We start from the raw sequence: 25,653 nt of genomic DNA on the forward strand, positions 1-25,653 counted from the left end.
GCGGGCTGGTTGCTCGCCTTCCCGGGCCGGGGCGGTGGCGTCGCCCGCCCGCGCGGGGGGGCCCCCCCCCCCGGGGGGCGCCCCCCCCCCCCCCGGCCCCCCCCCCCCCCGCCCCGGGGTGTACATAGCACCACCCCCTGACATGGGGGTTCGGCCCAGTGCCTCCGCGCATCCGGTCGGACAGACTGACCGCATGACGACGAACACGAACAGCGGTGGCTTCCGCGGCAGGGCGCGTGAGGTGCTGCTGGCCGCCGTGCGGGGGCTGGTACTGGCGCTGGTGATACCGGCGATCTCGATCCTCTGCTCTGTCCTGACCGCGGTCTCCGTCGCGCTGATCCCGATCGGCGTCGGCATCATGACGACCCCCTGGATCCTGGGTGGCGTACGGAACGTGGCGGACGTGCGGCGGCGGCTCGCGTACGAATGGTGTGGGGTGCGGATCCGCTCGGCGTACCGGCCGCTGCCGCCGGGCGCCAACCCGTGGACCCGGACCTTCGCGATGCTGCGGGACCCGCAGGTCGGCCGGGACCTGCTGTGGCTGCCGGTGGACATGACGGCCGGGTTCGTGACCGCGCTGCTGCCGGCGGTGCTCGTGTTCTATCCGTTCGAGGGATTCGCGCTGGGTGCGGGCCTGTGGCGGACCATGACGGGCGGACCGTACGGGAAGTACGGGCCGTACTGGTACGGCTTCGTGCCGGTCAGCGGGCAGGCCACGGCGTTCGCCGCCGCCGGGCTCGGCGCCGTCATCCTCGTCGCGGCCTCCCGCTACGCCCCCGCCGCGCTGACCGCCCACTTCCAGCTCACCCGCGCCGTCCTCGACCCCGGTCAGGGCGAACTCGTTGAGCGCGTGCGGGTGTTGACCGAGACCCGGAAGGACGCGGTGGACACCTCGGCGGCCGAGCTGCGCCGGATCGAACGGGATCTGCACGACGGGGCCCAGGCCCGGCTGGTCGCCATGGGCATGGACCTGGGGACCATCGAGATGCTCCTGGACAAGGATCCGGAGAAGGCGAAGCAGTTGCTCGCGCAGGCCCGGCAGGCGTCCGTGGAGGCCCTGGGCGAGCTGCGCGACCTGGTGCGGGGCATCCATCCCCCGGTGCTCGCCGAGCGCGGACTCGGCGACGCCGTACGGGCGTTGGCGCTGCGGCTGCCGGTGCCCACCGAGGTGACCGTGGACCTGCCGGGCCGGGCGGACGCGCCGGTGGAGTCGGCCGCGTACTTCGCGGTGAGCGAGGTGCTGACCAACGCGGTCAAACACTCGGGCGCCGACCGGATCTGGGTGGACCTGCATCACGTGCCGGACGGCGCCGGCATGCTGCGGATCTCGGTCACCGACCACGGCAGGGGCGGCGCGGTCATCGGCGCCGGGTCGGGGCTCGCCGGAGTCGAGCGGCGGCTCGGTACATTCGACGGCGTCCTGGCCGTCAGCAGCCCCGCGGGCGGCCCCACCATGGTCACCATGGAGATTCCGTGCGCGTTGTCCTAGCCGAAGACCTGTTCCTGCTGCGCGACGGGCTGGTCCGGCTGCTGGAGGCCTACGACTTCGAGATCGCGGCCGCCGTCGAGACCGGCCCCGAACTCACCCGTGCGCTGGCCGAGTTGGAGCCGGACGTGGCGGTGGTGGACGTACGGCTGCCGCCCACGCACACCGACGAGGGGCTGCAGTGCGCGCTCAGGGCGCGGCAGGACCGGCCGGGGCTGCCGGTGCTGGTCCTCTCCCAGCACGTGGAGCAGCTGTACGCGCGGGAGCTGCTGGCCGACGGCAGCGGCGGGGTGGGGTATCTGCTGAAGGACCGGGTGTTCGACGCGGAGCAGTTCGTGGACGCCGTACGGCGGGTCGCGGCGGGCGGTACGGCCATGGACCCGCAGGTGATCCAGCAGCTGCTGTCCCGGCGGTCCGGCGACCGGCCCCTGGAGGGCTTGACACCGCGCGAGAAGGAGGTGCTGGAGCTGATGGCGCAGGGACGCTCGAACGCGGCGATCGCCGGGCAGCTCGTCGTCACGGAACGGGCCATCGCCAAACACACCTCCAACATCTTCACCAAACTGGGACTCGAGGTGTCGGACGATGACAATCGGCGCGTCCTGGCGGTGCTCGCGTATCTGGACCGCGACCGCTGATTTTCCAGAAATCGCCCTGCTCAAACGGCAGTTGTGGCCCAAGTGCGTAACAAATCTCTGATGAATTTGTGAGGCAGCTGAACACGTCTGAGGCGGGGTGCGTATGAAAGGACGCCGCTTCACTCCTGTCGGGCGCCTCGATGCTGCCCCGCAAGGAAGTCAGAGGAGTTCCATGGGACGCAACACACGCAAGCGCCGTTCGCCATTGGCCGTCAAGGCCATAGCCGCATCGGCGGCCCTAGCGCTCGGCGGGGGCGGGCTGCTCTGGGCACAGATGAACGCTTCGGCGCATGAGTCGAACAACTCAGCCCAGAACTACACGAAGGCTGCCGCTGCCTCGGTCGCGACGATCTCCTGCCCGGACGTCGGCCAGAAGCTGACGAACGTGCCCGCCAAGGCCAAGTGGGGGGTGGCGGCGGAACTGGCGAAGCTCGACAAGCAGATCACCGAGGCCTACGCCCGTCTCGCCTCCACGCGCCAGGCCCAGGCGAACGACGCGAACTTCGTGCAGAACGCGATCGTCGGCCCCCTGAAGGAGAAGCGGGCGGCCACGATCGACCGGATCCGGATCGACATCACCCGGGTCGGCGGGCAGTTCGACAGTTCGCTGGCCCAGCTCGCCGCCTGCACCACGCAGACCGCCAACCAGACCACCGCCGGCGGTGGCAACAACAACGGTGGTCAGAACAACAACAACGGCCAGAACAACGGCGGGCAGAACAACAACGGGAACAACGGCCAGGCCACGGCCGCCCCGAGTGCCAGCGCCAGCGCCCCGGCCAACATCGGCGGGCAGGCGGGCAACGGCCCGGTCGCGGCCGACTTCGTGGACATCACGAAGGTCGCGCCGAACGTCCTGGCCAAGCCGCAGAAGCAGCAGAGCGCTTCGACCGGCACCTTCACCACCCGCTGCGGTGTGAACGCGAACAAGAACCACAACACCGACAACGTCATCGTGGCGCCCGGCGTGACCAACGGCGCGCACCACCTGCACGACTACGTCGGCAACCAGAAGGTCAACGCGTTCGCCACCAACGACTCGATGCTGGCGGCGCCGAGCTCCTGCCAGAACCAGAGCGACCTGTCGTCGTACTACTGGCCGGTCGTGCGTGTCCAGGACGGCTCGCAGGACTTCGACCAGAACGCGGACGGCGGTGGCAAGGAAGGCAACGTCGGCAAGATCCTGACCCCGCAGTCGGCGGAGATCAAGTACGTCGGCAGCCCGGCCAGCAAGGTCGTCGCGATGCCGCAGTTCCTGCGCATCATCACCGGTGACGCCAAGACCACGACCAACGGTCTGGCCAACGCCAACGCGCACTGGAGCTGCACCGGCTTCGAGAACAAGGTCCAGCTGACCGAGCAGTACCCGATCTGCCCGCAGGGCAGCAACGTGGTCCGGACGTTCGCCTTCCAGAGCTGCTGGGACGGCGTCAACATCGACAGCGCCAACCACCGTACGCACGTGGCCTTCGCGGACCCGGCGAGCGGTGTCTGCGGGAACGGCTTCAAGGCCATTCCGCAGCTGACGATGCGCCTGGTCTACAAGATCACCCCGCCGGCCCTCCAGAACGGCCAGGTGAAGAACGCCTACGCCGTGGACGGTTTCCCGGAGCAGCTGCACAAGCCGTCGACCGACCACGACGACTTCATCAGCGTCACCAAGAACAACCTGGCGGCGAAGATCGCCAACTGCATCAACACCGGCCGCAAGTGCCAGTGAGCAACACCTAGCAGACAGCGAGAAGGCGGGCGGTGGGAATCTCCCACCGCCCGCCTTCTCGTGTGTGCCGGGAGGTTCAGCTGGTGTGCTTGCTGTGGTCGGTCCCGATCTCCTCTTCGCCGCCCAGCGTGGTCTGGAGCGCCTTGACCACCTTGTCGTCGCCGACGGCGACCCACTTGCGGCCGACGAGGTAGAAACCGCCGTAGTCCTTGGCGTCGTTGATCCACTCGCGCTGGCCGCGGTCGGTGGCGAAGGTGGCGAAGACGAACTTGCCGGCCGCGTTCTTGCAGATGGCCTGGCGGACCTCGTCGGAGTCGATCTGCATGTCCGGGGTGCACTTCACCTTGGCGGCCAGACTCTCCAGGCTGCCGGTGGCGGTGACCGGTATCTTCGCCTCCGCGCTGCTGTCACCGGATCCACAGCCCGCCAGCGCCAGTACGGCCGCCGCGCCGGCCACGGCGAGCATCGGTCGGGTCAACCTCATCTGTTCCTCCGGTCGCGTTGCCGGCCCCGGGAATGGCTGCGGGGCCCTCCCCTTCGATACGGCTGCGGGGCGCGGGGCGCTCAAATCGAATAGGGGTCCAGGATGCCGTGGTCACCCGAGTGGCGGTGACCTACCAACGGGTCGCTCGTTCTTCAGGACGTGCAGTCACAGGATGTAGCCCAGCGTCACGCAGCAGCCTCCGCCGGAGCCCTGGGTCCGGCCGTCGATGTCGAGCAGGCCGAAGCCGCGCTCGTCGAGCACTACCCACGGCTGGTCCGGCTCGCCTATCTGGTGCTGCCGCCGGGCCTGTCCCGGGGCCGCCGCGTCCTGACCGCGCACTCCCTGGTCCAGCGGGCGCTGCCCCGGGGCCGTAAGCAGGCCCCGGTGATCCCGGCCCAGTCCACTGGCCGGAACACCGACCCCGGGTACGCCCTGGTCCGCCTCGAAGTGGTGCGTACGGCGCTGGAGGCGGGCCTGCCGCTCAGGCTGACCGCGTGGCCCAGGCGGGCGCAGCTGCCGCCGCTGCTCCCCCAGGTGTGGGGCCTGCGGCTCTTCCCGCGCTCCGGCGGCGCCGACGAACTCGCCCTGGACCAGCGCCTCGCCACCCTGTCCGGGCCGGCCCGCGCCGCCTATGCCCTGCGCGGTCTCGAGCAGCTCCCCGACGGCGACGTCCGCAAGATCCTCCGGGCGGCCGGGGTGGAGCACCCGGACAACGCGCTCGCCGACGCGAACGGCGTGCCGGCCGAGTACCCGCTGCTCGACTCCCCCGAGTTCGACCCCTGTTCCCTGCAGGTCCGGCCCACCGATCTGATGCGGCGCCGCCAGCACACCAAGGCCGCACTGGCCGCCGCGGCCGCGCTCGCGGTGTGCGGGGCGCTGGTCGCACTGCCGGGCGGCGGCTGGGGCGCCGACGGCGCGGCGGCGCCGGTGTACGCGCAGAACCCGGCCGCCCAGGCCGCCCTGGACCCGGCCCAGCTGACGAGGGCCCCGGCCACCGCCTGGAAGACCGCCGCCCGCACCGACTTCTCCGTCTGGCCCGCGCGCGGCGCCCTCACCGGCGACACCGCGCTGCTGCGCCGCGCCCTCGCCGTCTGGGCCCGCCCCGGCGAAACCGTCCGCGTCTCGGCGACCCCCGGCACCCAGACCGGCGGCCCGGCGGGACCGCCCCAGCTGCTGTACGCGGGCGTCGTCGACAGCGCCCGGGTGGCGATCTTCTACGACGGTCTGCGCATCGCCCGCTACGCCGAGCCGAAGGACGGCACCCAGGGCGCGGCCCTGGACTTCGCCCGTGCCGACGGCGCGTCCGGCGTCGAGGCCGAGGCGATGGTGCTGGGCCGCTCCGACGGCAACGTCCGCTATCTGACGGCTCCTTGGGTGACCAGGGCGGCGGAGCGGGACCTGGTGAAACCGACCGCGGGGGCGATGGACCTCGGGCTGACCGACGGGGTGACCGGTCCGCTGGCCAGCCCCGCCCTCCAGCAGGGGACGTGCACGTCCTGGAACGTGCTCCAGCTGACCGACGCACAGGGCGCGCACCTCTCGACCGACCTGGGCGAACTGGTGCCGGCCCGCCTCACCTCGGGCCGGCCCGGGTACACCGACGAGGCCTCGGGCGCGAAGGCACTGCGCGACTGGGCGCCGTTCGCCTGCTCGCTGTCCGCGGAGCGCTCCGCCGGGGTGCGCAGCGTCAACGCCTGGGCGTTCGCCGAGCAGCCGCTGCCGGATGCCGGCGGCGCCGCGTCGTGGGTGTGCACGCGCGCGGAGACCTGGCGGGGCGACGGCGCGGTGTCACAGGCCCAGTTCCGGACGCCGGGCAGCCGGTACGGGGCGGTGGCCGCGAAGGGGTCCGACGTGACGGCGTGCGGTCCGCGTGATCCGCAGGTGCTGGCCGGTGTGTTGTGGAAGTCCGGGACCGGGCAGTGGTATCTGCTGGCCGCGGGCAGCCGCGACACGGCGTCGATCCGGGCGACCGGCGGGGTCACCGCGTCGGCTCAGGGGACGCTGCTGGCGGCCAAGGCGAAACAGGGTGCGCAGGCCGACCTGACGGGAACGCTGGAGGACGGGACCGGGATCAGCGGCCTGCGGTGAGGCCTCCGCCCGCGGCCGAACCTTGCTGACACTTCCGTAAACAAGCCCTGCCACAGGTCTTCTCACGGCTGCCTACCCGTCAGTACATTGACGCCATGTCCAACAAGCAGCCGCAACCGGTGGAGGCCGAGCACATCGCGCTCACGGCCCGCAACGTGTCCTTCGCCTGGCAGGACACCCCGCTGCACTGGGTGCCCGGCGACCCGCTCGCCACGCACACCATCAACGTGCTGCATCTGCTGCTGCCCGCCGGCGAGCGCTGGTTCGTGCATGTCTACAAGCAGGTGCTGCCCCTGATCCGCGACGAGCGGCTGCGCGCGGACGTCGTCGGGTTCATCGGGCAGGAGGCGATGCACTCCCAGGCCCATGACGAGGTGCTGCCCCACCTCAGGGAGCTGGGGCTCGACCCGGCGCCGTACACCGCGCAGGTCGACTGGTTCTTCGAGAAGCTGCTCGGCGACCGGACCCTGCCGCCCGGGCGGGCCCGGCGCTGGTGGCTCCTCGAACGGGTCGCGCTGATCGCGGCCATCGAGCACTACACCGCCTTCCTCGGCGACTGGGTGCTCAACGCCGACGAACTCGACCGGCGCGGCGCCGACCCGACCATGCTGGACCTGCTGCGCTGGCACGGCGCCGAGGAGGTCGAGCACCGGTCGGTCGCCTTCGACCTGTTCCAGCACGTCGACGGCAGCTACCGGCGGCGGGTGCGGACCTGGGCGACGGCGTTCACGGCGATCGTGTTCCTGTGGCAGCGCGGCGCCCGGTTCTTCATGGCGAACGACCCGACGCTCCTCGAAGGCCGGGCCCGGCTCCGGGACTTCTATCTCGCCGGCCGACGCGGCACCCTGCCCGCCGCCGGCGACATGCTCAGGTCCATACCGAGGTACCTGGGCCGCGGCTACCACCCCTCCCAGGAGGGCTCCACCGCCCAGGCGGTCGCCTACCTCGCCTCCTCCCCCGCCGCGCTGGCCGCGGAGCACGCCGAGAAGGGGGCCGCGTGATGCCGAGGCTGCGGACCGTCGTCGCCGTCGCGGGCGCCGCGCTGCTCGTCAAGCGGGCCATGAGACGCCGTATCGAGGTCTCGCCGCTGTGGCCGATGCCGGCCCTGGACCCGCCGACCTCCGGACAGCCGCGCTCCCGGTCGCTGCGGTTGCGGGTCGCCTCGCGCCGGACGGTCGCGGACGGCGTCGTACAACTGCGCCTGGAAGGCGGGCGGTTGCCGGGCTGGGAACCGGGGGCGCATCTCGACGTGGTGCTGCCGTCGGGACTGGTCCGGCAGTACTCGCTGTGCGGGGACCCGGCGGACACCTCGTCGTACACGATCGCCACGCGGCTGGTCGCGGACGGGCGGGGCGGCTCCCGGGAGGTCCATGAGCAGGTGGCCGAGGGCATGGAACTGGAGGTGCGCGGGCCGCGCAACCGCTTCCCGCTCGTCGGGGCCGACCGCTATGTCTTCGTCGCGGGGGGCATCGGCATCACCCCGATCCTGTCGATGGTGCGGGCCGTGCCGGCGGGTGCGGAGTGGTGGCTGCTGTACTGCGGGCGGAGCCGGGCGTCGATGCCGTTCCTGGCAGAGCTGGCCGGGGACGACCGGGTCACGGTCGTCGCGGAGGACGAGGACGGCAGCCCGGACCTCGACGCGCTGGCGGTCCCCGAGGGCGCGCTGGTGTACTGCTGCGGTCCGCAGGGACTGATGGCGGCGGTGGAGGACCGGTTCCCCGCCGTCCGGCTGGAACGCTTCGCGCCGGGCACCGGCAGCGCGGGCAACCGGGAGTTCGAGCTGGAACTGCGGCGCAGCGGACGGACGTTGACGGTGTCGGCCGACTCGACCGTGCTGGCCGCGGTGCGGGCGGAACTCCCCGACGCGGCGTACTCCTGCGCACAGGGGTTCTGCGGGACCTGCCGGCAGCGGGTGCTGGCCGGGGAGGTGGAGCACCGGGACGAGCTGCTGACGGACACGGAGCGTGCCGACTCGATGCTGATCTGCGTATCCCGGGCGCGTGGGGGGAGACTTGTGCTGGATCTGTGAACGCCCATGACGGGTCAGGTCCGTTGGAGGCCGGATCCGATCGGTAAGGTGTTCGTATGAGTACCGGGGTACGCCGCAGATTGGGAGTCGAGGAGCGGCGGCAGCAGTTGATCGGCGTCGCCCTCGAACTGTTCAGCCGTCGATCGCCCGACGAGGTCTCCATCGACGAGATAGCGTCGGCCGCAGGCATTTCGCGGCCCCTCGTCTACCACTACTTCCCCGGCAAACTCAGCCTGTACGAGGCCGCGTTGAAGCGTGCCTCGGAGGATCTCGCGGGTCGCTTCGCCGAGCCGCAGGAGGGCCCGCTCGGGGCGCGGCTGCTGCGGGTGATGCGGCGTTTCTTCGACTTCGTCGACGAACACGGGCCCGGTTTCTCCGCCTTGATGCGCGGCGGACCGGCGGTCTCCGTGGGCGGAGCCCCCTCAATGAGCCACGTGTCCGCGACCAACGCGCTCATCGACTCCGTCCGGCAGGCCGCCTACGAGCAGATCCTCGCGCACCTCGACGTCACCGAGGCACCGGCCCGCCTCGAACTGGTCGTCCGCTCCTGGATCTCCCTCGCCGAGTCGACCGCGCTGATCTGGCTGGACGGCCGGCGCATCCCCCGCGCCGAACTGGAGGTCCAGCTCGTCCACGACTTCGCGGCGCTGGCCGCGGTCAGCGCCGCCCAGGACGAGGAGATGAGCACCCTGCTGAAGCGGATGGTCAAGGACGAGCCGGGCGACGGCCCGTTCGCGGACCTGGCCGTCCGGCTGCTGGCGTTGGCGGGCTGAGCGCCCGGCGGTGGGGCCGCGGGGCATCTGCGGCGCCGTCGTGGCCGGTCGCGCCCACGCGGCGGAGCCGCGTATCGGCACAGCCCCGCGCCCCTCACGGGGCGCTGAGGCTAGGGCCTGTCTGACAATTCCCGTCTGCCCCACGACGCCATGCACGCACTCTCGCCGCACCGGGCGCAGCCCCAAGTACGTCCAGTACGAGGGCCTACGCCCGGCACGGCGAGAGCACGCACCTGACGCCGCGAGGCCGCCCTCCGGGCGACGACGGGAATTGTCAGACAGGCCCTAGCCTTCGTACTTCCGGTACGACGGGTCCAGGTCGCGGACCTCGGCCGACGCGTGCAGCACGAACCCCTCCGGCTTCAGATGCTCCCGCAGCAGTTCCAGGGTCGTCTCGGTCAGCTTCGCCTTCGTCTCGTCGGTGCGGCCGGCGAGCAGGCCGAAGGTCACGTGCACGATGACATGTGCCCCGTCGGGGTCATAGCCGAAGGCGGTCGCGTCGGCGGCGCGGAAGAGCGTCTTGCAGGCCTCGGGCTTGGCGGCCGCGATCTCGACGACGGCGGTGTGCAGGGCCCTGGCGAAGCCCTCCCGGTCGAAGAAGCCCTCCGCGGCGGCGGAGTGGTCGACGGTGATCTGCGGCATGAACCCTCCTGGTCAACGTGGAACTGGCGCCCAGCCTAGTCCGCCAGGCTCAGCGCCAGCAGGGCCACGTCGTCCTCCCGGTCGCGGCCGAAGCAGGCCAGGAGGGTGTCGCACAGGGCCTCCACGCCGGGCAGGGCGCCCACGGCGGCGGCGCGGAGGTGTTCCATGGAGACCGTGAGGTCGGTGCCCCGGGTCTCGATCAGGCCGTCGGTGACCATGAGGAGCCGGTCGGTGGGTTCGAGGACCAGCTCGGTGGGCGGCGGGTGCGGCAGGCCCACGCCGAGCAGCGGACCGGACGCCTTGACGTACTCGGCGCTGCCGTCGTCGCCGAGTATCAGCGGCGGGATGTGACCGGCGTTGGCGATCCGGGTGCGCCCGGTTTCGGGGTCGATCAGGGCCAGGCACACGGTGGCCGTGACCTCGGTGTGGTAGTGCTGGAGCAGCCGGTCTAGCCGCTCGGCGAGCGCGGCCGGGTCGCTCTCCGCGAGGCAGTAGGCGCGCAGCGCGTGCCGCAGCTCGACCATGACGGTGGCCGCGTCCAGCGAGTGCCCGACGACGTCCCCCACCGCGGTGAGCACGCCGTCGCCGACCCGCAGCGCGACATAGAAGTCACCGCCGATCTCCGTCTCCCGGGAGGCGGGTTCGTACCGCACCGCTATGTCGACGCCCGGCAGTTCGGGCAGCTGGTGCGGGCGGGGCAGGAAGCTGTGCTGGAGGGTGAGCGCGACATGTTGCTCCACCTGGTACATGAGCAGGGGCTCGGCGGCCAGCGCGGTGGCCTGGGCCAGCTGGGCCAGCAGCGCCTCGCCCTCGGGGCCGACCCGGCGCAGCCCGCGGGTGGGCGCGGCCAGACAGACCGGCGCCTTGCCGTCCTGGGTGAGGACCAGCGCCAGCCGGGCGTCGTGCTCCACTCCGGGCCGGAAGAACCCGGCGGGCCACAGCGGCGACGGCACGGTGGTGATCTGCACCCCGGACTGCCCTCGGGTGAGCCGCCGCAGCAGGTCGCGCACGGTCTGGTGGGCGCCCTCGTCGGGCAGCACGAGGGAGGTGCGCGCCCGGTACAGACCCCGGTACAGCTCGTCGTCCTGGTCGAGGACGAAGACGGCGGCGGGGCAGCCGAGCAGCCGGGCGGCGCCGTCCGCCGCCGCGTCGGCCAGTTCGTGCAGCGAGCGCGCCGACTGGATGGTGACGATCGTCTCCGAAAGCTGCCTGAGCCGCCGTACCAGCGCCTGGTCGCCGGCGCGCAGCCGGGCGGCGCGGACCGCGGTGCGGACCGCCGCCTCGATGTCCTCCGGCTCGGCGGGCACGGTCAGATACGCCTCGGCGCCCATCTCCAGCCCCGGGCAGCGGTCCGCCGGGACGGCGGAGAGCGCCGAGAAGTGCACGACGGGCAGACCGCCCATGTGCGGCCGCTCCCTGAGCCGGTGGCACAGTTCGAAGCCGCTCATGTCCGGCAGCTGCACGTCGATGAGGGCCACGTCCGGCAGCCGGCCCTTGCGCAGCCGTACGTCGAGTTCGCTGAGCGCCTCCTGGCCGCAGGCGACCGGGACGACCTCGTGTCCGGCCCGGCGCAGCACGGTGCCCATCGCGTACCGGCTCGCGGCCTCGTCGTCCACGAGCAGCACGATGGTGTCTGTCAGCTTGCCGTTGACGTCCATTTACCAGCCCCTGGACAACGCCGGTGGGGCAGCACCCGGTTCTGGGCCTGCCCCACCAAAGTAGTGCGGATGTCATGCGGTCCGGGAGAACACCGCCACAGTGCGTCCCGGAACGATGAACGTACCCGCTTCCCGGTCGTACGATGCGGACTTGACGACGGAATCCGCGCCCGCCGCCTGCACCGGGTGCAGTCGGTAACCGGTACCGGCCAGCGCGCCCACCCGCTGTTCCTGCCGCTGCGGCGTCGCGTTGAACACGACGACCAGGTCACCGAGTTCCATGGTGATCACGCCGGGCGTCTCGTCCTTCCCGGACAGCGGGAACGACAGCTTCGACTGCACCTGTCCAGCCGTGTCCAGCGAGAACACGCTGTCGGTCGTACGGATTCTCAGCAGATCGCGGTAGGCGGCCGAGGCCCCGTCGATCTCCGCGCAGCCGACCCGCACCGAGCTCAGCAGCGGCTTGGCGTACGGCCACTTGGAGGCGTTGTCGGCGGCCATGGGCAGCCCGCGCCCGAAGCCGTTGCCGTCGGAGCAGTTCCAGTGGATGGCGTTGAACCAGTCGCCGCTGTCGAAGGAGTTGCGGTCCAGGGACTTGGAGCGGAGCAGGTCCGTACCCGCCTGGGAGAGCGACGGGCCCTGCGACAGGGCTGCCGTGGCCATCGCGAGGACCTGCATCCGGGCCCGATCGGAGGCGCTGGTGGTGGCCGGCAGTTTGTACGTCAGTGCGTCGAACAGCGATTCGTTGTCGTGCGCGTCGACGTAGGCGAGGGCGTCGCCGGGCGCGTCCGCGTAACCGGCGGGCGAGCCGTTGTAGTCGATCTCGGCTCCGGTGACCTCCTTGCCGTCGGTGTCGGTGAACCGGTACTTGGCGAGGTTGCCGCTCAGGCCGACCTTGATCAGGTCCTGGTAGTGCAGCAGGCGGACCTTCTGCTCGGCCTCGGTGCCGTTGGCCGTGGACGCGTTGGGGTCGGTGTAGAGCCCGGACGCGAAGCCCTGGACGCCGGGGTCCGCGTCGAAGGGGCTGCCGCCGCGTACAGCGTCCCGGGCGCGGTCGGAGAAGGTGGCGATGCCGGTGCCGGCCATGTTGGCCTGGGTGGCCTGTACGAACCGGGCGTCGTCGGCGACCTCCCCGAAGTTCCAGCCCTCGCCGTAGAGGATGATCTTCTTGCCGTCGACGCCGTCCTTCTTCGGGGTCAGCGCGTCCAGGGCCTTGCGGACCGCCAGGATGTTGGCCTTCGGGTGGTGGCCCATCAGGTCGAAGCGGAAGCCGTCGACCTTGTACTCCTTGGCCCAGGTGACGATCGAGTCGACCACCAGCTTGCCCATCATGGCGTTCTCGGGCGCGGTGTTGGCGCAGCAGGTGCTGTTCGCCACCGAGCCGTCGGCGAGCAGCCGCTGGTAGTAGCCGGGCACGATCTTGTCGAGGACGGACGTGTCCGCCTGCCCGCCGGCCGCCGTGTGGTTGTAGACGACGTCCATGACGACCCGCAGGCCGTCCTCGTTCAGCGACTTGACCATCTGCCGGAACTGGACCGTGCGGGCGGTGCCGTCGGGGTCGGTGGCGTACGAGCCCTCGGGGACCGTGAAGTGGTACGGGTCGTACCCCCAGTTGTAGGCGTCCTTGGCGGCGGTCGCGGCGACGCACTCCTGCTGCTGGTCGGAGTCGGCCGGGTAGGAGGCGAGATCGCAGCCGGGGCTCGCCCGGTCCGCCTTCTTCTCGGGCACGGTGGCGAAGTCGAAGGCCGGCAGGAGATGGACGTACGACGTCCCGGACTTGGCGAGTGCGCGCAGGTGCTTGGAGCCGTCGCTGCCCTTGTCGGTGAAGGCCAGGTACGTGCCCCGGTCGGCGGCCGGGACCGTGGAGTCCGCCACCGAGTAGTCCCGGACGTGCAGCTCCTGGATCTGGGCGTCCTTCAGCGGTACGGCCGCGGGCTTGGTGTAGGTCGACCAGCCGCCCGGGGTGAGGGACCTGTCGGCCAGGTCGACGACGAGACTGCGCTCGGAGTTCGCGGACAGAGCGACCGAGTAGGGGTCGGTGACCTTGTTGGTCACCAGTTTCCGGACACTGGGCGCCCAGACCTTCACGACGTAGCGGTAGGGCTTGTTCTTCCAGGACCCGGGGCCGGTGACGGACCAGACGCCGGTGGCCGGGTTCCGTTTCATGGCCACGGTGGAGCCGTCGAGTTCGAGGCCCACGCTCTGCGCGGTCGGCGCCCAGACGGAGAGGGTCGGCTTCCCGCCGTGGAAGACCGGACCGAGACTCGCCGTCGTCGCCCTGGCGTACACGTCGTCGAGCACCCCGGCGATCTGTACGCCGGTCGCGGCCAGCACCGCCCCGTTCGCGGCCAGTTGGGAGGCGACGAGCTGTCCGTCGAGCGCCTCGCGCACCCGGCCCTGGTCGCGCGGGTCGACCGACCAGGCCGTGTAGTCCTTCAGGTGCGGGAACTTCGCCTTCTGGGCGTCGGTGAGGGTGGTCTTCGTCAGCCGCAGCCACCGCTCGTCGTCGCTGGTCAGCGTCCCGTCCGCGACGGCGATCGAACCGTCGTGGGAGTAGCGGAGCTGGGTGGAGGCGGCGCCGTCGACGCCGTCCCAGGCGACCGTGTCCCGGTCGATCCAGATCGCCTTGGAGGTGGTCAGGTCGAGGGCGGCCGCGCTGCCGGCGGGCTGCGGGAGCAGGTACTTCTCCTGGCCGTTCACCAGCCACACCTCGTGGCCGCTGGAGGTGAGGTCCAGGGACCGGTCGGCGGAGAGGTCCTTCTCGTCGCCGTTGTGGATGATGTAGCTGAGGCTGGTGGCGCCCTCGGTGAGCGGTACCTCGAAGACCGCGCCGTAGGTGTCGGTCCGCACCGGCTTCAGGGGGCTCGACCAGTCGGTGGGGTTCGCGGCGCCCGTCCACACGTGCAGGCCCCAGCCGTCGTAGTTCCCGTCGGCGCGGTGGTAGTGGATGACCGCCTTGGTGGTGTCCTGGGCGGGGTACTCGGGTCTCTTCGTCAGTACGTCCGCCTTCCCCTGCTCGATCCAGACCTCGCCCGTGCTGGTGACGTCGATGGAGCGGTCGGCGGAGACGTCCTTGTCGCCGTCCTTGTCGACGACGACGAAGCCGATGTTCGAGGCACCGGACTTCAGCTTGACGTAGGCGAAGGCGCCGTACGCGTCGCGGCCGACGAACGGGTGACCGGCGGGCCAGGTGGTCGCCTCGCCGTCGGCGATGTCGCCCCAGGCGTACAGGCCCCAGTCGGCGTAGTCGCCGTCGGTGCGCTTGTAGTGGACGATCGCGTAGTCGCGGGAGGAGGCGGTGGGGGTCTCGGGGACGGGCGGGGTGCCGGAGGTGCTCTCGGCCGTGGCGGCGGCGCGGTGGCCCGCCGAGTCGACGACGACCGCCTTGTAGCGCAGGGCGGTGCCGGCCGGGACGTCCGCGGCGAGGGTCTGGGTGACCTGGTAGGGGGCGTGGTCGGCGGAGCCGAGGGTGGTCCACCTGCCGGTGCCGACCTGGGCGGCGAAGACGACCCGGTCGAGCTGTCCGCCGGTGACGTTCGCGGTGAGGTCGACGGTGCCGGTGGCGCCGGCGGCCGGGGCGGTGAGGATGAGCTCCGGGCTCGTGGCCGGCTTGTCGAGGGGGCCGGTGGCCTTGTAGACGACGGCGGATCCGGCCGGGACGGTGACGGTCAGCCGGTCCGCGCCGTCGGAGGTCAGGGTGGTGCCGGTGCCGTAGATCGCGCGGTAGCGCATGTCGGCGGAGCCGGTGGTGAAGGTCGCGGTCTTCGGCGCCTCGGCGTTGTTGAGGGCGACGACGTACTCCTGGCCGGTCTTCGCGTCCGTCCGGGTGAACGCGTAGACGCCGGCGCCGTCGGCCGCGTAGCGCTCGGTCTGCACGCCGTCGGCGAGGGCCAGGTTGGCCGCGCGCAGCTTGGAGAGAGCACTGATCTGCCGGTAGAGCGGCGCACCGGTGTCATAGGCGTCGCTCGCGTGCGTGCGCTCGGTGCCGATCTCGTCGTCGTCCAGGTAGTCGGCGACCTTCGACGCGAACATCGTCTGCCGGGCGTCCTTGTCCCCGCCCGAGCCGGTGAAGCCCTGCTCGTCGCCGTAGTAGACGACCGGGTTGCCCCGGCTGAGGAACATCAGCTCGTTGGCGAGCCGGTCCTTGGCCAGCAGCTGGGCGTCCGTGGCCTTCGGGTTGTCCTGCTCCAGGAAGTACCCGACCCGCCCCATGTCGTGGTTGCCGAGGAAGGTGACCTGCTCGTAGGCGTTGGCCTTGTCGGTCGTGTACTTGTAGTCGTCGCCGAAGACCGAGGCGAGCTTCTGCGCGCTGCCGCCCTGGGAGGCGTAGGCGCGGGCCGCGTCCTGGAAGGGGAAGTCGAGGGTCGCGTCCAACCGCCCCTGGGTGACGTACGGTGAGGTGACGGACGTGTCGGCGGAGTAGGTCTCGCCGAACATGAAGAAGTTCTTACGGCCGTGCCGGGCCGCGTACTTGTCGAGCGCGGTCGCCCACTGGGTCCAGAACTCCATGTTGACGTTCTTCACGGTGTCGATCCGGAAGCCGTCGATGTCGTAGTCCCGCACCCACCGCTCGTAGATCTTCTCCATGCCGCTGACGACCTCGGGGCGCTCGGTCCACAGGTCGTCGAGGCCGGAGAAGTCGCCGTAGGTGGCGGACTCGCCGGCGAAGGTCGAGTCGCCCCGGTTGTGGTACATCGTCGGGTCGTTGAGCCAGGACGGCACCTTGCTGTCGTCGGCCACGGTCGGCGTGCGCGGGAAGGAGGCGGCGGAGACGGCCGGGAACTTCTTCTTCCCAGCCGCGTAGTCGGCGTCGTCGAAGGGCTGCCCGTCCTTGGTCAGGTAGGGGAAGGCGCCCTTGGAGAGGTAGTCGTACGACTTCTCTTCGTAGTCGACGACGTCGGCGGTGTGGTTGGTGATGACGTCGAAGAAGACCTTCATCCCCTTGGCGTGCGCCTTGGAGATCAGGGTCTGAAGGTCCTTGTTGGTCCCGAAGTGCGGGTCGACCTGGGTGAAGTCGGTGATCCAGTAACCGTGGTAGCCGGCCGAGGCGTTGCTGCCCGTGCCCTGCACCGGCTTGTTCTTGAAGATGGGGGCCATCCAGAGGGCGGTGGTGCCGAGCCCCTTGATGTAGTCGAGCCGCTTGGTCAGGCCCTTGAGGTCACCGCCCTGGTAGAAGCCCTTGTCGGTGGGGTCGTACCCGGTGGAGAGGCGGGAGCCGGTGAGGCCGCCCTTGTCGTTGCCGGTGTCGCCGTTGGCGAAACGGTCCGGCATGACGAAGTAGAACTGCTCCCGGGTGTCGTCGTGCCGGGCGGGCTCGGCGGCGAGCTTCGCGTCGGAGGGCGGTGCGGGCGGCGCGGCGGCGTGCGCGGCGAGGGGCTGCACGAGCGCGGCGGCGAGGGCGGCGACGGCGACGGCCGCGACCCGTCTGACATGTATCACCGGTGTGAACTCCTAGCGATTGCGGCTCTCTTGGGTCCGACCCCGCGCGACCGTACCGCCACCGAAAGGCTTACAGCAAGAGGCTTGCAATTCACAGCAAGAACTTTCACGAAGCGTATGGACGCGGTGTCTCAACTGCCGCACTCTCACGCGTTGTTGAAGCCTGCCCACTTCCTTTCGGAGCCTTTCGGGGCCTTTCGGAGCCGCAGATGACCACCAGACACCGACCCCCGGGTGTCCTCCGCCGCACAGCGGGCGCGCTGGCCGCGGGCGCCCTCGCACTGGCCGGCGTGATCGCCCTCCCGGCCGCGCCCGCAAAGGCGGACACCACCGCCAAGGGCGATGTGATCGCCAACCTGTGGGAGTGGAACTGGAACTCGATAGCGTCCGAATGCACCGACGTCCTCGGCCCGGCCGGCTACGGCGCGGTCCAGGTCGCCTGGCCCTCAGAGTCCCTCAAGCGCCTGTCACGCGGCGGGCGTGACGGTCTACACGGACGCCCGGCACCGACTACGGCGGCACCACGCTCACCAGCAAGTACGAGACCCCCGACTGGGACCCGAGCGACTACCACACCTCCGCCGACTGCCCCACCTCCGACCTGACCATCCAGGACCACTCCGACCTCACCCAGGTCCAGAACTGCGAACTGCTCGGCCTGCCGGACCTCAAGACCGGCGCGGACAATGTCCGTTCGGGTCTCGCCGCCTTCCTCAACAAGCAGATCGCGCTGGGCGTCGACGGCTTCCGGGTGGACTCGGCCAAGCACATCCCGGCCACCGACATGGCGGCCATCGTCGCCAAGCTGAACACCACGACGTCCGGTGCGGCGCCGTACGTCAAGTACGTGAAGAAGGACAGCTCCGGGAACATGACGTGGGAGTCGGGCACTAACCGCTCGTACACCACGGGCAGCTCCTCCGGCTCCACAACGAGTGACACCTGGCAGTAGCGAGCGCACGGGAGCCCCGATCGTCGGCGACGGGCGGGGCTCCGGCGGGGTGGGCGCCCCGCGGCACCGGCGGGTGGGAGATTCCTCGGGGTTCCGGTGAACAAATCGGCTGCATCGCGCATCGAACCTGGTGTAGGTCACCAGAGGACGGCGCGGAGAGCGGGTACGGATACCGCCGCCGACCGCGTCGCGGAGCACGAGTGGAGCACCGTCACCGTGAACGATCACCGGAACACCATCGACCGGACCGGCACTGCCGGGCACCGCACCCACCGCAGGACCGGCCGCACGGTGCTCGCCGTGGCCGCCGTCGCCGGCCTGGGGCTCGCCTGGGCGGGCACCGCCGAGGCCGCGAGCCCGAGCGCCGCGAAGTCGACGCCGACCTGCTCCGCCGCCGCGCTCAAGGCCACCTTCGGCCAGCAGCTCGGCGGCGGAATGAACCACCAGGGGGTCGTCATCAGGCTGCGCAACCTCAGCGGCAGGACCTGCGCCCTGCGCGGCTACCCCGGCCTGGGACTGGAGAACTCCGCGCACCACACGCTCACGACCCACACGCACTGGGGCAGCACCTGGTACGCCAAGGACCCCGGCAAGAAGACCCTGGTCCTCAAGGACGGCGAGAGCGCCGAGGCCGTCGTCGCCTGGACGCACGCCAACACCGGCACCTCGGGCGCGGTGCACGCCTCCTACCTGGAGATCACCCCGCCCGCCGCCACCCAGCACAAGACGCCGGCCTTCCCGCAGTGGGTCGACCACGGCGACCTCTCGGTCACCGCGCTGGCCAGGCACATCAACGTCACGCCCTGACGCCGCGGCGCGGCCGGCGGCGGTCCGGCGGCGTCCAGGCGCACGCCCCCGCCGTCCACGCGCGGTGCCGTGCCGGTCACGTAGGAGGCACGGTCGGGCGGCCAGGCGGCGGGGTCGGCGACCGGATGGATCAGCAGGTCGACTTCCCGGCGTAGACCGCCAGGGCGGTGTTCGAGGCCAGGGTGGCGGTGAGCTGGCCGCTCGCGTCCACCGTCACCGAGGCGTTCGCCTGCACGTTGCAGTACGTCCCCGCCGGCAGCGACGTCTGGTACGTCCGGGTCAGCGAGCCCGACTCGTGGTTGATGGCGACATAGCCCTTGGCGCCCCGCCCGAAGGCGATCGCGTCGGCGCCGTCGTCCCACCAGTTCGTCACCGACTCGCCGCGTACCGCGTTGCGGAAGGCGACCATGCGGAGGATCTCCGGCCAGGCGTGCTGGCACTTCCAGCCGTCCTGCCAGCAGGCGTTGACGGTACCGTCGTTGGGCGGGCCCGCGTCGGCGTCGGTCCACTCGTAGCCGGAGTTGATGTCCGGGGCGCCGTACGGGTAGGCGAGCATGAAGACGTTGGCCAGGGTGTAGTTGGCGCCGTCCTTGTAGTTGAGGGTGCTGCCGTTGCGCTCGGTGTCGTGGTTGTCGACGAAGACCCCGGCGACCGAGCTGCTCATGTAGCCCCAGCCCTCGCCGTAGTTCTTCAGGTAGGCGAGGTTCTCGTTGTTGAAGACGCGCTTGAGGTCGTAGGCGTAGCGGAACTCCTGGACGTCCCCGTTGCCGGTGTACTCGGTCGGCTGGACGGCCTCGCCGGCGCCGTAGATGACCTCCTGCTTCCAGTACACGGACGGGTTGGTCAGCCGGGTCTTGATGTTGGCCAGGTCCTCGGCCGGGATGTGCTTGGCCGCGTCGATGCGGAAGCCGTCGGCGCCCAGGCTGAGCAGGTCGTTCATATAACCCGCGATGGTCTTGCGGACGTACTCCTCGCCGGTGTCCAGGTCGGCCAGGCCGACCAGTTCGCAGTGCTGGACGTTCCAGCGGTCGGAGTAGTTCGAGACGGGGGAGGTGCAGTCGTCGAAGTCGTAGGAGGAGTACAGGCCGGGGTAGTCGTACTTCGTGTACGACGAGCCGCCGGTGCCGGTGCCGCTGCCCGCCGACATGTGGTTGATCACCGTGTCGACGACCACCTTCACACCGGCCGCGTGGCAGGTGTTCACCATGTTCTGGAAGGCCGTGCGGTCGCCGAGCCGGCCCGCGATCTTGTAGGACACCGGCTGGTACGACGTCCACCACTGCGAGCCCTGTATGTGCTCGGCGGGCGGGGAGACCTGGACGTATCCGTAGCCGGCGGGGCCGAGGGTGGCGGTGCACTCCTTGGCGACCGAGGCGTACTTCCACTCGAAGAGGACGGCGGTGACGTCCTTGGTGCCGGGCGGGGAGGCCGACGCGACGGACGGGGTCATGACAAGGACGAACGCCGCGAGAGCGACGGCCCAGGAGAGGGCTCTGCGTGCCATGTGGGGGCTCCTTCACCGTTGAAGGCGCTTGCTGAAATATTGCAGCAAACTTGCGGTGACGCAGATGTTAAAGGCCCGCTGCCTGAAATGGCAGCGGGCCGTGTGAAGTTGATGCAAGAACTTTCAGCCGGGGGTCAGGCCGTCGTGAACCACACGGTCGTGTCGGCCGGCACCTTGGTCCCGCCGTCCGCCTCGGTCACCTCACCGCTGCCGAGCAGCACCCGGCCGTACGCCGGCGTGGTGACGGACTCGCCGGTCGTGTTCGCGACGCACACGAACTCCCCGCGCCGGAAGGCGAGTACGCCCTCCGGCGCGCGCAGCCACTCGACCGCGTCCCCGGCGCCCAGGTCGGGCTGCGCCCGGCGGATGTCCAGCGCGGTGCGGTACAGCTCCAGGGTCGAACCGGCCGCCCCGGTCTGCGCCTGAACGCTCAGCTCGCCCCAGTCCGCGGGCTGCGGCAGCCAACTGCCCCCGCTGCCGAAGCCGTACGACGACCCCTCCCGCGTCCACGGGATCGGCACCCGGCAGCCGTCGCGGAAACCGTCCTGGCCGGCGCCGCGGAAGTACGCGGGGTCCTGGCGGACCTCGTCGGGCAGGTCCACGACGTCCGGGAGGCCCAGCTCCTCGCCCTGGTAGATGTAGACGGAGCCGGGCAGCGCGAGCATGAGGAGGGTGGCCGCCCTGGCCCGGCGCAGGCCGAGCGCCCGGTCCCCCGCCGTGCGGATCTGGGTGCCCAGTCCCGGCGGGTTGGCGAAGCGGGTGGCGTGCCGGGTGACGTCGTGGTTGGAGAGGACCCAGGTGGCGGGGGCGCCGACCGGGCGCATCGCCTCCAGGGTGCGGTCGATGACCGTACGCAGTTCCTTCGCGTCCCAGTCGGTGCTCAGGTACTGGAAGTTGAAGGCCTGGTGCAGCTCGTCCGGACGGACGTAGTTGGCGGTGCGCTCCACGGTCGGCGTCCAGGCCTCGGCGACGAAGATGCGCCCGCCCGTCGCCCACCACCGCCCTTCTGCGGAAGGCCCTTCGGGCCCCCACTCATTTTCGGCGTACTCGTCGAGGACGTGCCGCCACTGCCGGTAGATCTCGTGCACACCGTCCTGGTCGAAGAACGGCATGACATCGTTGCCCAGCAGCTTCAGCTGGTCGCCGCCGCCGAGGTCCGGGAGGCCCTCCGCCTTCACCAGGCCGTGCGCCACGTCGATACGGAAGCCGTCCACGCCCATGTCCAGCCAGAAGCGCAGGATGGAGCGGAACTCGTCGCCGACGGCCGGGTGTTCCCAGTTGAAGTCGGGCTGCTCGGGGGCGAAGAGGTGCAGGTACCACTCGCCGTCCGCGACCCTCGTCCAGGCCGGTCCGCCGAAGATGGACTCCCAGTCGTTGGGCGGGAGTTCGCCGCTCTCGCCCTTGCCCGGACGGAAGTGGTAGCGGTCGCGCGACGGCGAGCCGGGGCCCTCGGTCAGCGCCCGCTTGAACCACTCGTGCTGGTCGGAGGAGTGGTTGGGCACCAGGTCGACGATGATCCGCAGCCCCAGCCCGTGCGCGTCACGGATCAGCGCGTCCGCGTCCAGCAGGTTGCCGAACATGGGGTCCACGGCCCGGTAGTCGGCGACGTCGTAGCCGGCGTCGGCCTGCGGCGAGGCGTAGAACGGGCTGAGCCACACGGCGTCGACACCGAGGTCACGCAGGTACGGGAGTCTGGCACGCACGCCCTCCAGATCACCCATCCCGTCGCCGTTGCTGTCGGCGAAGCTGCGCGGATAGACCTGGTAGATCACCGCGTCCCGCCACCAGTCGCGGCGACGGGCGACGGTGACGATGGCGGGGGCCGGTGCGGCGGATTGCTGCTGGCTCATGGCGTCCTTGATGCGTCGTAACAGGGTCATCGGGTCGGAGGTGGGTGTTGAGGCGGCCGTGGTCACAGCGGGGTCGGATGGAGACCACGGCCGCCTACCCGCGCGTTCGGGCACGCGGGAGTCTTGGCGCCCCGCAAGGGGCGCTCGGGGTACCCCCGGCCGAAGGCTGGGGGAGGAACTGCGCGACCAGCCACAACGAAGCCGCAGACGAACGACGGCCGAAGCGGCTTTCCGGCAGCGGGCGTCAGCCCTTTGTCCCGCCGGCGGTGAGGCCGGTCACCAGGTTCTTCTGCACGAGGTAGAAGAACACGGCCACCGGTATCGCGATCAGCACCGCCGTCGCGGTCATCAGGTTGCGCTGCGCGTCGTGCTCGCTGATGAAGCTCTGCAGCCCCACGGCGAAGGTGTACTTGTCGTCGCTGAGCATGAACGTGGAGGCGAAGGCGACCTCCCCGAAGGCGGTGAGGAAGTTGTAGAACGCGGCGACCGCGAGGCCCGGCTTGGCAAGGGGCAGGATCAGCCGGAAGAAGGTGCCGAAGGGCGAGAGCCCGTCGACCCGGCCGGCCTCGTCGATCTCGAAGGGGATCGTGTCGAAGTAGCCCTTGAGCAGCCAGGCCGTGTAGGGGACGACCGTGGTGCAGTAGACCAGGATCAGGCCGAGGTAGCTGTCGATGAGGCCGAGGTTCGACAGGATCTGGTACATCGGCACGATCAGCACGGCGATCGGGAACATCTGGGTGACCAGCAGCAGCCACATGAACTTCCGGTAGCCGGGAAAGCGCATCCGGGACACCGCGTAGCCGGTGGTCGAGGCGAGGATCAGCCCGATGACCGTGGTGCCGCCGACGACGATCATCGTGGTCTTGAACCAGTCCCAGAAGCCGGTGTGCTGGAGGACGAAGGAGTAGTTGTCCAGCGTCATCTTGTGCCAGATGCCGCTCGGATGGAGGTAGTCGTCCTTGTCCGGGCCGAGGGAGAGGAAGATCAGCCAGCCCACCGGGAAGAACGCGATCAGGCAGGCGACGCCCAGGATGCCGTGGGTGACGGCGGTGCCGAGCGGGCCGCGCTCGTCCCGGCGGCGGACACGGCGCGGACTGCTGGTCACAGGGGCCTCCTCGGCGACCTGGGCGGAGGTCTCGACAGTGGTCGTACTCATGGGAACTCCTGCCTCAGATCGCGAGCTGCTGGTCGTTGCGGTTGAGCCAGCGGCGGTAGAAGGAGGTGAAGACGATCAGGACGGCCAGCAGCAGCATGCCGTAGGCGGCGGACTGGGCGAAGTCACGCGGCTGCTGTCCGAAGCCGAGGAAGTAGGCCCAGGTGACCAGGATCTGCGCGTCGGGGGCGGTGTTGCCGAAGAGCAGGAAGATGACGGCGAACTGGTTGAACGTCCAGATGATGCCGAGCAGGACGACCGTGGAGCTGACCGACCGCAGCCCCGGCAGGGTGACGTACCGGAAGCGCTGCCAGGCGCCGGCACCGTCCATCTCGGCGGCCTCGTAGAGCGTGCCGTCGATGGCCTGGAGGCCGCCGAGCAGCGAGAGCATCATGAACGGCACACCGCACCAGGTGTTGACGAGGATCGCCGCGGCCCGCTGCCAGAAGGTGTCCTCCAGCCAGTCGGGTTGCGGCAGATGGAGGAAGTGGAGGGTCGCGTTGATGATGCCGCCGTCGGCGAGCATGAACCGCCAGCCGAAGACGGTGACGAAGGTGGGCACCGCCCAGGGCAGCACCAGGACCATGCGGTAGAAGGTGCGGCCGCGGAACTTCTCGTTGAGCAGCAGGGCGAGGCCCAGGCCGATGGTGTAGTGCAGGGTGACGCAGAGCGCGGTCCAGACGATCGTCCAGACGAAGTGCGACCAGAAGCGGTCGTAGGACGTCGGGCCGAACAGGATGTCCTTGTAGTTGTCCAGGCCGATGAACTTGTAGGTGGCGTCGATGTGGTTGACGCCGATGGTGCGGGCGGTGTTGAGGCTGTTGGCGTCCGTCAACGTCAGGTAGAAGCCGTATACCAACGGGTAGATGACGAGCGCCCCGAGGACGACGGCCACGGGGGCGATCATCGCGTAGGCGTACCAGTATTTCTGGTAATTGGTACGGATCCGCTGGCCCAGCCCGGGGCGGGGCGCGCGGTCGCCGTGGCGCTTGCCGGTCGCGCGGTCGATGGCGACTGTCATGGTTCGACACCTTCTGGGTTTTCCGGGATCGGGCTGGGCACAGGCCGGTGGCCGCCGGATCCCTCCCCCCATGTCTCAGGGGGATCCGACGGCCACTCGGGGCTTACTTGCTGAAGTCGGGGACGAGCTTCTCGACCCCGAGTTCGGCGGTGCCCAGGCCCTTGTCGAGGGACTCCTTACCGCCGGCGATCTTGGTCAGCTCGGTGCCGACCGGACCCCACAGCGAGGAGTACTCGGCGAGCGCCGGGCGCGGCTGCGCGGAGGAGAGGACGGCCTGGTAGCCGGCGATACCCGGGTCGGCCTTGACCTCGGCGGTGTAGGCGTCGGAGCGGGTCGGCAGGGTGGAGTTCTTCAGGGCGATCTCCGTCTGGGACTTCGCGGAGGTCATGAAGGCGACGAACTTCTCGGCGGCTTCCTGGTGGGCCTTGTCGATGCCGGCGTAGATGGAGAGGTTGTGGCCGCCGGTCGGGGCGCCCGCCTTGCCGGTGGAGCCGGCCGGGACGGTGGTGATGCCGAGGTTGGACTTGTCGCTGAACGCGGAGCCCTTGTAGAAGTTGGTGATCTCCCAGGGGCCCTCGATGGTCATGGCGACCTTGCCGTTGACGAAGGCGTCCTGGCGGTGGGCGTAGGCGTCGGCGGTGGTGTCCGCCTTGTGCAGGCCCTTGCCGGAGTACAGGTCCAGCCAGGTCTGGTAGCCCTTCTTGGCCGCCGCCGAGGTGAGGGTGATCTTCTTGGCGGAGGCGTCGACCATGTCGGTGCCCTCGCCGTAGAGGAAGGGCTGCGTGTAGTACGCGGCCTCGGGGCCCCAGTAGCCGGTGGCCTTGGCCTTGGCCTGGATCTTGGCGGCGTCGGCCTTCACCTCGTCCCAGGTCTTGGGGGCCTCGGTGACGCCGGCCTTCTTCAGCAGGGCCTTGTTGTAGACGAGCGCGAGGGTGTCGGTGACCAGCGGAACGCCGTAGGTCTTGCCCTCGTACTGGGCCTGGGTGATCAGGCTGGACTGGAACTTGTCCTTGTCCGCGAGCGCGCTGGTGCCGTCCAGCGGCAGGAAGTAGCCGGCCTTGGCGAAGGCGGGGGTCCAGCCGACCTCGGAGCGCAGCACGTCGGGGGCGCCCTTGCCGGACTGGGCGGCCGTGTCGAACTTGTTCTGCGCCTGGTCGAACTGGACGTCGACGTAGTTGACCTTGATGTCCTTGTTCGCGGCTTCGAACTCCTTGACCAAGGCCTTGTACGTCGGTGCCTCATTGGTGGCGTTGGAGGTGTCCCACCAGGTGATGGTGACCGGGCCGTCCGACTTGCTGTCGCTGTCGCTCCCGCCGCACGCCGTCGCCGTGAGGGCGAGGGACGCCACCAGCGCGGAGGCCGCTATGCCACGCCGCATGAGTTCTCCTTGAGGGTGAAAAGCCCGAGTG

At 70.3% G+C, this 25,653-nt stretch carries 18 protein-coding genes and 1 pseudogene; 10 read left to right on the forward strand and 9 right to left on the reverse strand.

Annotated elements, in window-relative coordinates; translation table 11 throughout:
* Nucleotides 1–193: 193 nt before the first annotated feature.
* The 3 genes from AB0D59_RS48925 (at nt 194) to AB0D59_RS48935 (ending at nt 3,844) form a co-directional block, all read left to right on the forward strand.
* Complete coding sequence (locus AB0D59_RS48925) at nt 194–1,489, forward strand: sensor domain-containing protein (protein ID WP_362578976.1); 1,296 nt, start codon at nt 194–196, stop codon at nt 1,487–1,489.
* Nucleotides 1,474–2,124: a response regulator transcription factor gene (locus AB0D59_RS48930; RefSeq protein WP_362578982.1), complete on the forward strand. Its 651-nt coding sequence runs from the start codon at nt 1,474–1,476 to the stop codon at nt 2,122–2,124. Before AB0D59_RS48925 ends, AB0D59_RS48930 begins: the two co-directional genes overlap by 16 nt.
* Nucleotides 2,125–2,296: 172 nt before the next feature.
* Entirely contained in the window at nt 2,297–3,844 is a 1,548-nt protein-coding gene (locus tag AB0D59_RS48935; protein WP_362578985.1) for a DUF1996 domain-containing protein, read from the forward strand.
* A 76-nt stretch (nt 3,845–3,920) separates the two neighbouring features.
* On the opposite strand, the gene AB0D59_RS48940 is transcribed toward AB0D59_RS48935, so the two are convergent.
* Nucleotides 3,921–4,328, reverse strand: coding sequence for a hypothetical protein (locus tag AB0D59_RS48940; protein ID WP_362578988.1), 408 nt, complete (start codon nt 4,326–4,328; stop codon nt 3,921–3,923).
* 159 nt (nt 4,329–4,487) lie between these two features.
* Here AB0D59_RS48940 and AB0D59_RS48945 point away from each other — a divergent pair, with 159 nt between their 5' ends.
* The 4 genes from AB0D59_RS48945 (at nt 4,488) to AB0D59_RS48960 (ending at nt 9,218) form a co-directional block, all read left to right on the forward strand.
* On the forward strand, nt 4,488–6,416 hold the full coding sequence (locus AB0D59_RS48945; protein ID WP_362578990.1) for a hypothetical protein: 1,929 nt from the start codon (nt 4,488–4,490) through the stop codon (nt 6,414–6,416).
* 95 nt (nt 6,417–6,511) lie between these two features.
* A complete protein-coding gene (locus tag AB0D59_RS48950) occupies nt 6,512–7,417 on the forward strand; it encodes a metal-dependent hydrolase (RefSeq protein ID WP_362578992.1) in 906 nt (301 codons plus the stop codon).
* On the forward strand, nt 7,417–8,445 hold the full coding sequence (locus AB0D59_RS48955; protein ID WP_362578994.1) for a PDR/VanB family oxidoreductase: 1,029 nt from the start codon (nt 7,417–7,419) through the stop codon (nt 8,443–8,445). The genes AB0D59_RS48950 and AB0D59_RS48955 overlap by 1 nt, the downstream gene beginning before the upstream one ends.
* Before the next feature lie 56 nt (nt 8,446–8,501).
* Nucleotides 8,502–9,218: a TetR/AcrR family transcriptional regulator gene (locus AB0D59_RS48960; protein ID WP_362578996.1), complete on the forward strand. Its 717-nt coding sequence runs from the start codon at nt 8,502–8,504 to the stop codon at nt 9,216–9,218.
* Nucleotides 9,219–9,503: 285 nt separating this feature from the next.
* Here the strand turns inward: AB0D59_RS48960 and AB0D59_RS48965 are convergent, their stop codons facing one another.
* From AB0D59_RS48965 to pulA, 3 genes are all read right to left on the reverse strand, one after another.
* Nucleotides 9,504–9,860 (reverse strand): isomerase, encoded by a 357-nt coding sequence (locus tag AB0D59_RS48965; RefSeq protein WP_362578999.1) that lies wholly within the window; start codon nt 9,858–9,860, stop codon nt 9,504–9,506.
* Nucleotides 9,861–9,895: 35 nt separating this feature from the next.
* Nucleotides 9,896–11,518, reverse strand: coding sequence for a fused response regulator/phosphatase (locus AB0D59_RS48970; protein ID WP_362579001.1), 1,623 nt, complete (start codon nt 11,516–11,518; stop codon nt 9,896–9,898).
* Nucleotides 11,519–11,590: 72 nt separating this feature from the next.
* Nucleotides 11,591–16,957 (reverse strand): pullulanase-type alpha-1,6-glucosidase, encoded by a 5,367-nt coding sequence (gene pulA / locus AB0D59_RS48975; RefSeq protein ID WP_362579003.1) that lies wholly within the window; start codon nt 16,955–16,957, stop codon nt 11,591–11,593.
* A 658-nt stretch (nt 16,958–17,615) separates the two neighbouring features.
* Between pulA and AB0D59_RS48980 the strand changes: the two are divergent.
* The 3 genes and pseudogenes from AB0D59_RS48980 to AB0D59_RS48990 all read left to right on the forward strand — a co-directional run.
* Nucleotides 17,616–17,705 (forward strand): annotated as a pseudogene (locus AB0D59_RS48980) (hypothetical protein); the annotation flags it as partial.
* A gap of 3 nt (nt 17,706–17,708) precedes the next feature.
* Nucleotides 17,709–17,909, forward strand: coding sequence for a carbohydrate-binding module family 20 domain-containing protein (locus tag AB0D59_RS48985; RefSeq protein ID WP_362579006.1), 201 nt, complete (start codon nt 17,709–17,711; stop codon nt 17,907–17,909).
* Between the two features lie 216 nt (nt 17,910–18,125).
* Nucleotides 18,126–18,716 (forward strand): DUF4232 domain-containing protein, encoded by a 591-nt coding sequence (locus tag AB0D59_RS48990; RefSeq protein WP_362579009.1) that lies wholly within the window; start codon nt 18,126–18,128, stop codon nt 18,714–18,716.
* A 130-nt stretch (nt 18,717–18,846) separates the two neighbouring features.
* Here the strand turns inward: AB0D59_RS48990 and AB0D59_RS48995 are convergent, their stop codons facing one another.
* The 5 genes from AB0D59_RS48995 to AB0D59_RS49015 form a co-directional block, all read right to left on the reverse strand.
* Nucleotides 18,847–20,220 carry an alpha-amylase family protein gene (locus AB0D59_RS48995; protein ID WP_362579012.1) on the reverse strand — a complete coding sequence of 458 codons (1,374 nt, stop codon included), beginning with the start codon at nt 20,218–20,220 and terminating at the stop codon, nt 18,847–18,849.
* Nucleotides 20,221–20,354: 134 nt separating this feature from the next.
* The gene (locus AB0D59_RS49000) at nt 20,355–22,070 is read right to left on the reverse strand and encodes a glycoside hydrolase family 13 protein (RefSeq protein ID WP_362579014.1); all 1,716 of its coding nucleotides are present in this window, start codon (nt 22,068–22,070) and stop codon (nt 20,355–20,357) included.
* Nucleotides 22,071–22,314: 244 nt separating this feature from the next.
* Nucleotides 22,315–23,226 (reverse strand): carbohydrate ABC transporter permease, encoded by a 912-nt coding sequence (locus AB0D59_RS49005; RefSeq protein ID WP_362579017.1) that lies wholly within the window; start codon nt 23,224–23,226, stop codon nt 22,315–22,317.
* A 13-nt stretch (nt 23,227–23,239) separates the two neighbouring features.
* Complete coding sequence (locus tag AB0D59_RS49010) at nt 23,240–24,244, reverse strand: sugar ABC transporter permease (RefSeq protein WP_351692722.1); 1,005 nt, start codon at nt 24,242–24,244, stop codon at nt 23,240–23,242.
* 103 nt (nt 24,245–24,347) lie between these two features.
* Nucleotides 24,348–25,622, reverse strand: coding sequence for an extracellular solute-binding protein (locus AB0D59_RS49015; protein WP_362579020.1), 1,275 nt, complete (start codon nt 25,620–25,622; stop codon nt 24,348–24,350).
* Between the last annotated feature and the right edge of the window lie 31 nt (nt 25,623–25,653).

Origin of the sequence: Streptomyces sp. NPDC048417, assembly GCF_040651615.1 — a bacterium.
Lineage (GTDB): Bacteria > Actinomycetota > Actinomycetes > Streptomycetales > Streptomycetaceae > Streptomyces.

Excerpts from the sequence above, each read along its gene's own strand:
- AB0D59_RS48925 (WP_362578976.1), top strand. The coding sequence starts at position 194 with ATGACGACGAACACGAACAGCGGTGGCTTCCGCGGCAGGGCGCGTGAG.
- AB0D59_RS48935 (WP_362578985.1), top strand. The coding sequence starts at position 2,297 with ATGGGACGCAACACACGCAAGCGCCGTTCGCCATTGGCCGTCAAGGCC.
- AB0D59_RS48940 (WP_362578988.1), bottom strand. The coding sequence starts at position 4,328 with ATGAGGTTGACCCGACCGATGCTCGCCGTGGCCGGCGCGGCGGCCGTA.
- AB0D59_RS48950 (WP_362578992.1), top strand. The coding sequence starts at position 6,512 with ATGTCCAACAAGCAGCCGCAACCGGTGGAGGCCGAGCACATCGCGCTC.
- AB0D59_RS48955 (WP_362578994.1), top strand. The coding sequence starts at position 7,417 with ATGCCGAGGCTGCGGACCGTCGTCGCCGTCGCGGGCGCCGCGCTGCTC.
- AB0D59_RS48960 (WP_362578996.1), top strand. The coding sequence starts at position 8,502 with ATGAGTACCGGGGTACGCCGCAGATTGGGAGTCGAGGAGCGGCGGCAG.
- AB0D59_RS48965 (WP_362578999.1), bottom strand. The coding sequence starts at position 9,860 with ATGCCGCAGATCACCGTCGACCACTCCGCCGCCGCGGAGGGCTTCTTC.
- AB0D59_RS48970 (WP_362579001.1), bottom strand. The coding sequence starts at position 11,518 with ATGGACGTCAACGGCAAGCTGACAGACACCATCGTGCTGCTCGTGGAC.
- AB0D59_RS48995 (WP_362579012.1), bottom strand. The coding sequence starts at position 20,220 with ATGGCACGCAGAGCCCTCTCCTGGGCCGTCGCTCTCGCGGCGTTCGTC.
- AB0D59_RS49000 (WP_362579014.1), bottom strand. The coding sequence starts at position 22,070 with ATGAGCCAGCAGCAATCCGCCGCACCGGCCCCCGCCATCGTCACCGTC.
- AB0D59_RS49005 (WP_362579017.1), bottom strand. The coding sequence starts at position 23,226 with ATGAGTACGACCACTGTCGAGACCTCCGCCCAGGTCGCCGAGGAGGCC.
- AB0D59_RS49010 (WP_351692722.1), bottom strand. The coding sequence starts at position 24,244 with ATGACAGTCGCCATCGACCGCGCGACCGGCAAGCGCCACGGCGACCGC.
- AB0D59_RS49015 (WP_362579020.1), bottom strand. The coding sequence starts at position 25,622 with ATGCGGCGTGGCATAGCGGCCTCCGCGCTGGTGGCGTCCCTCGCCCTC.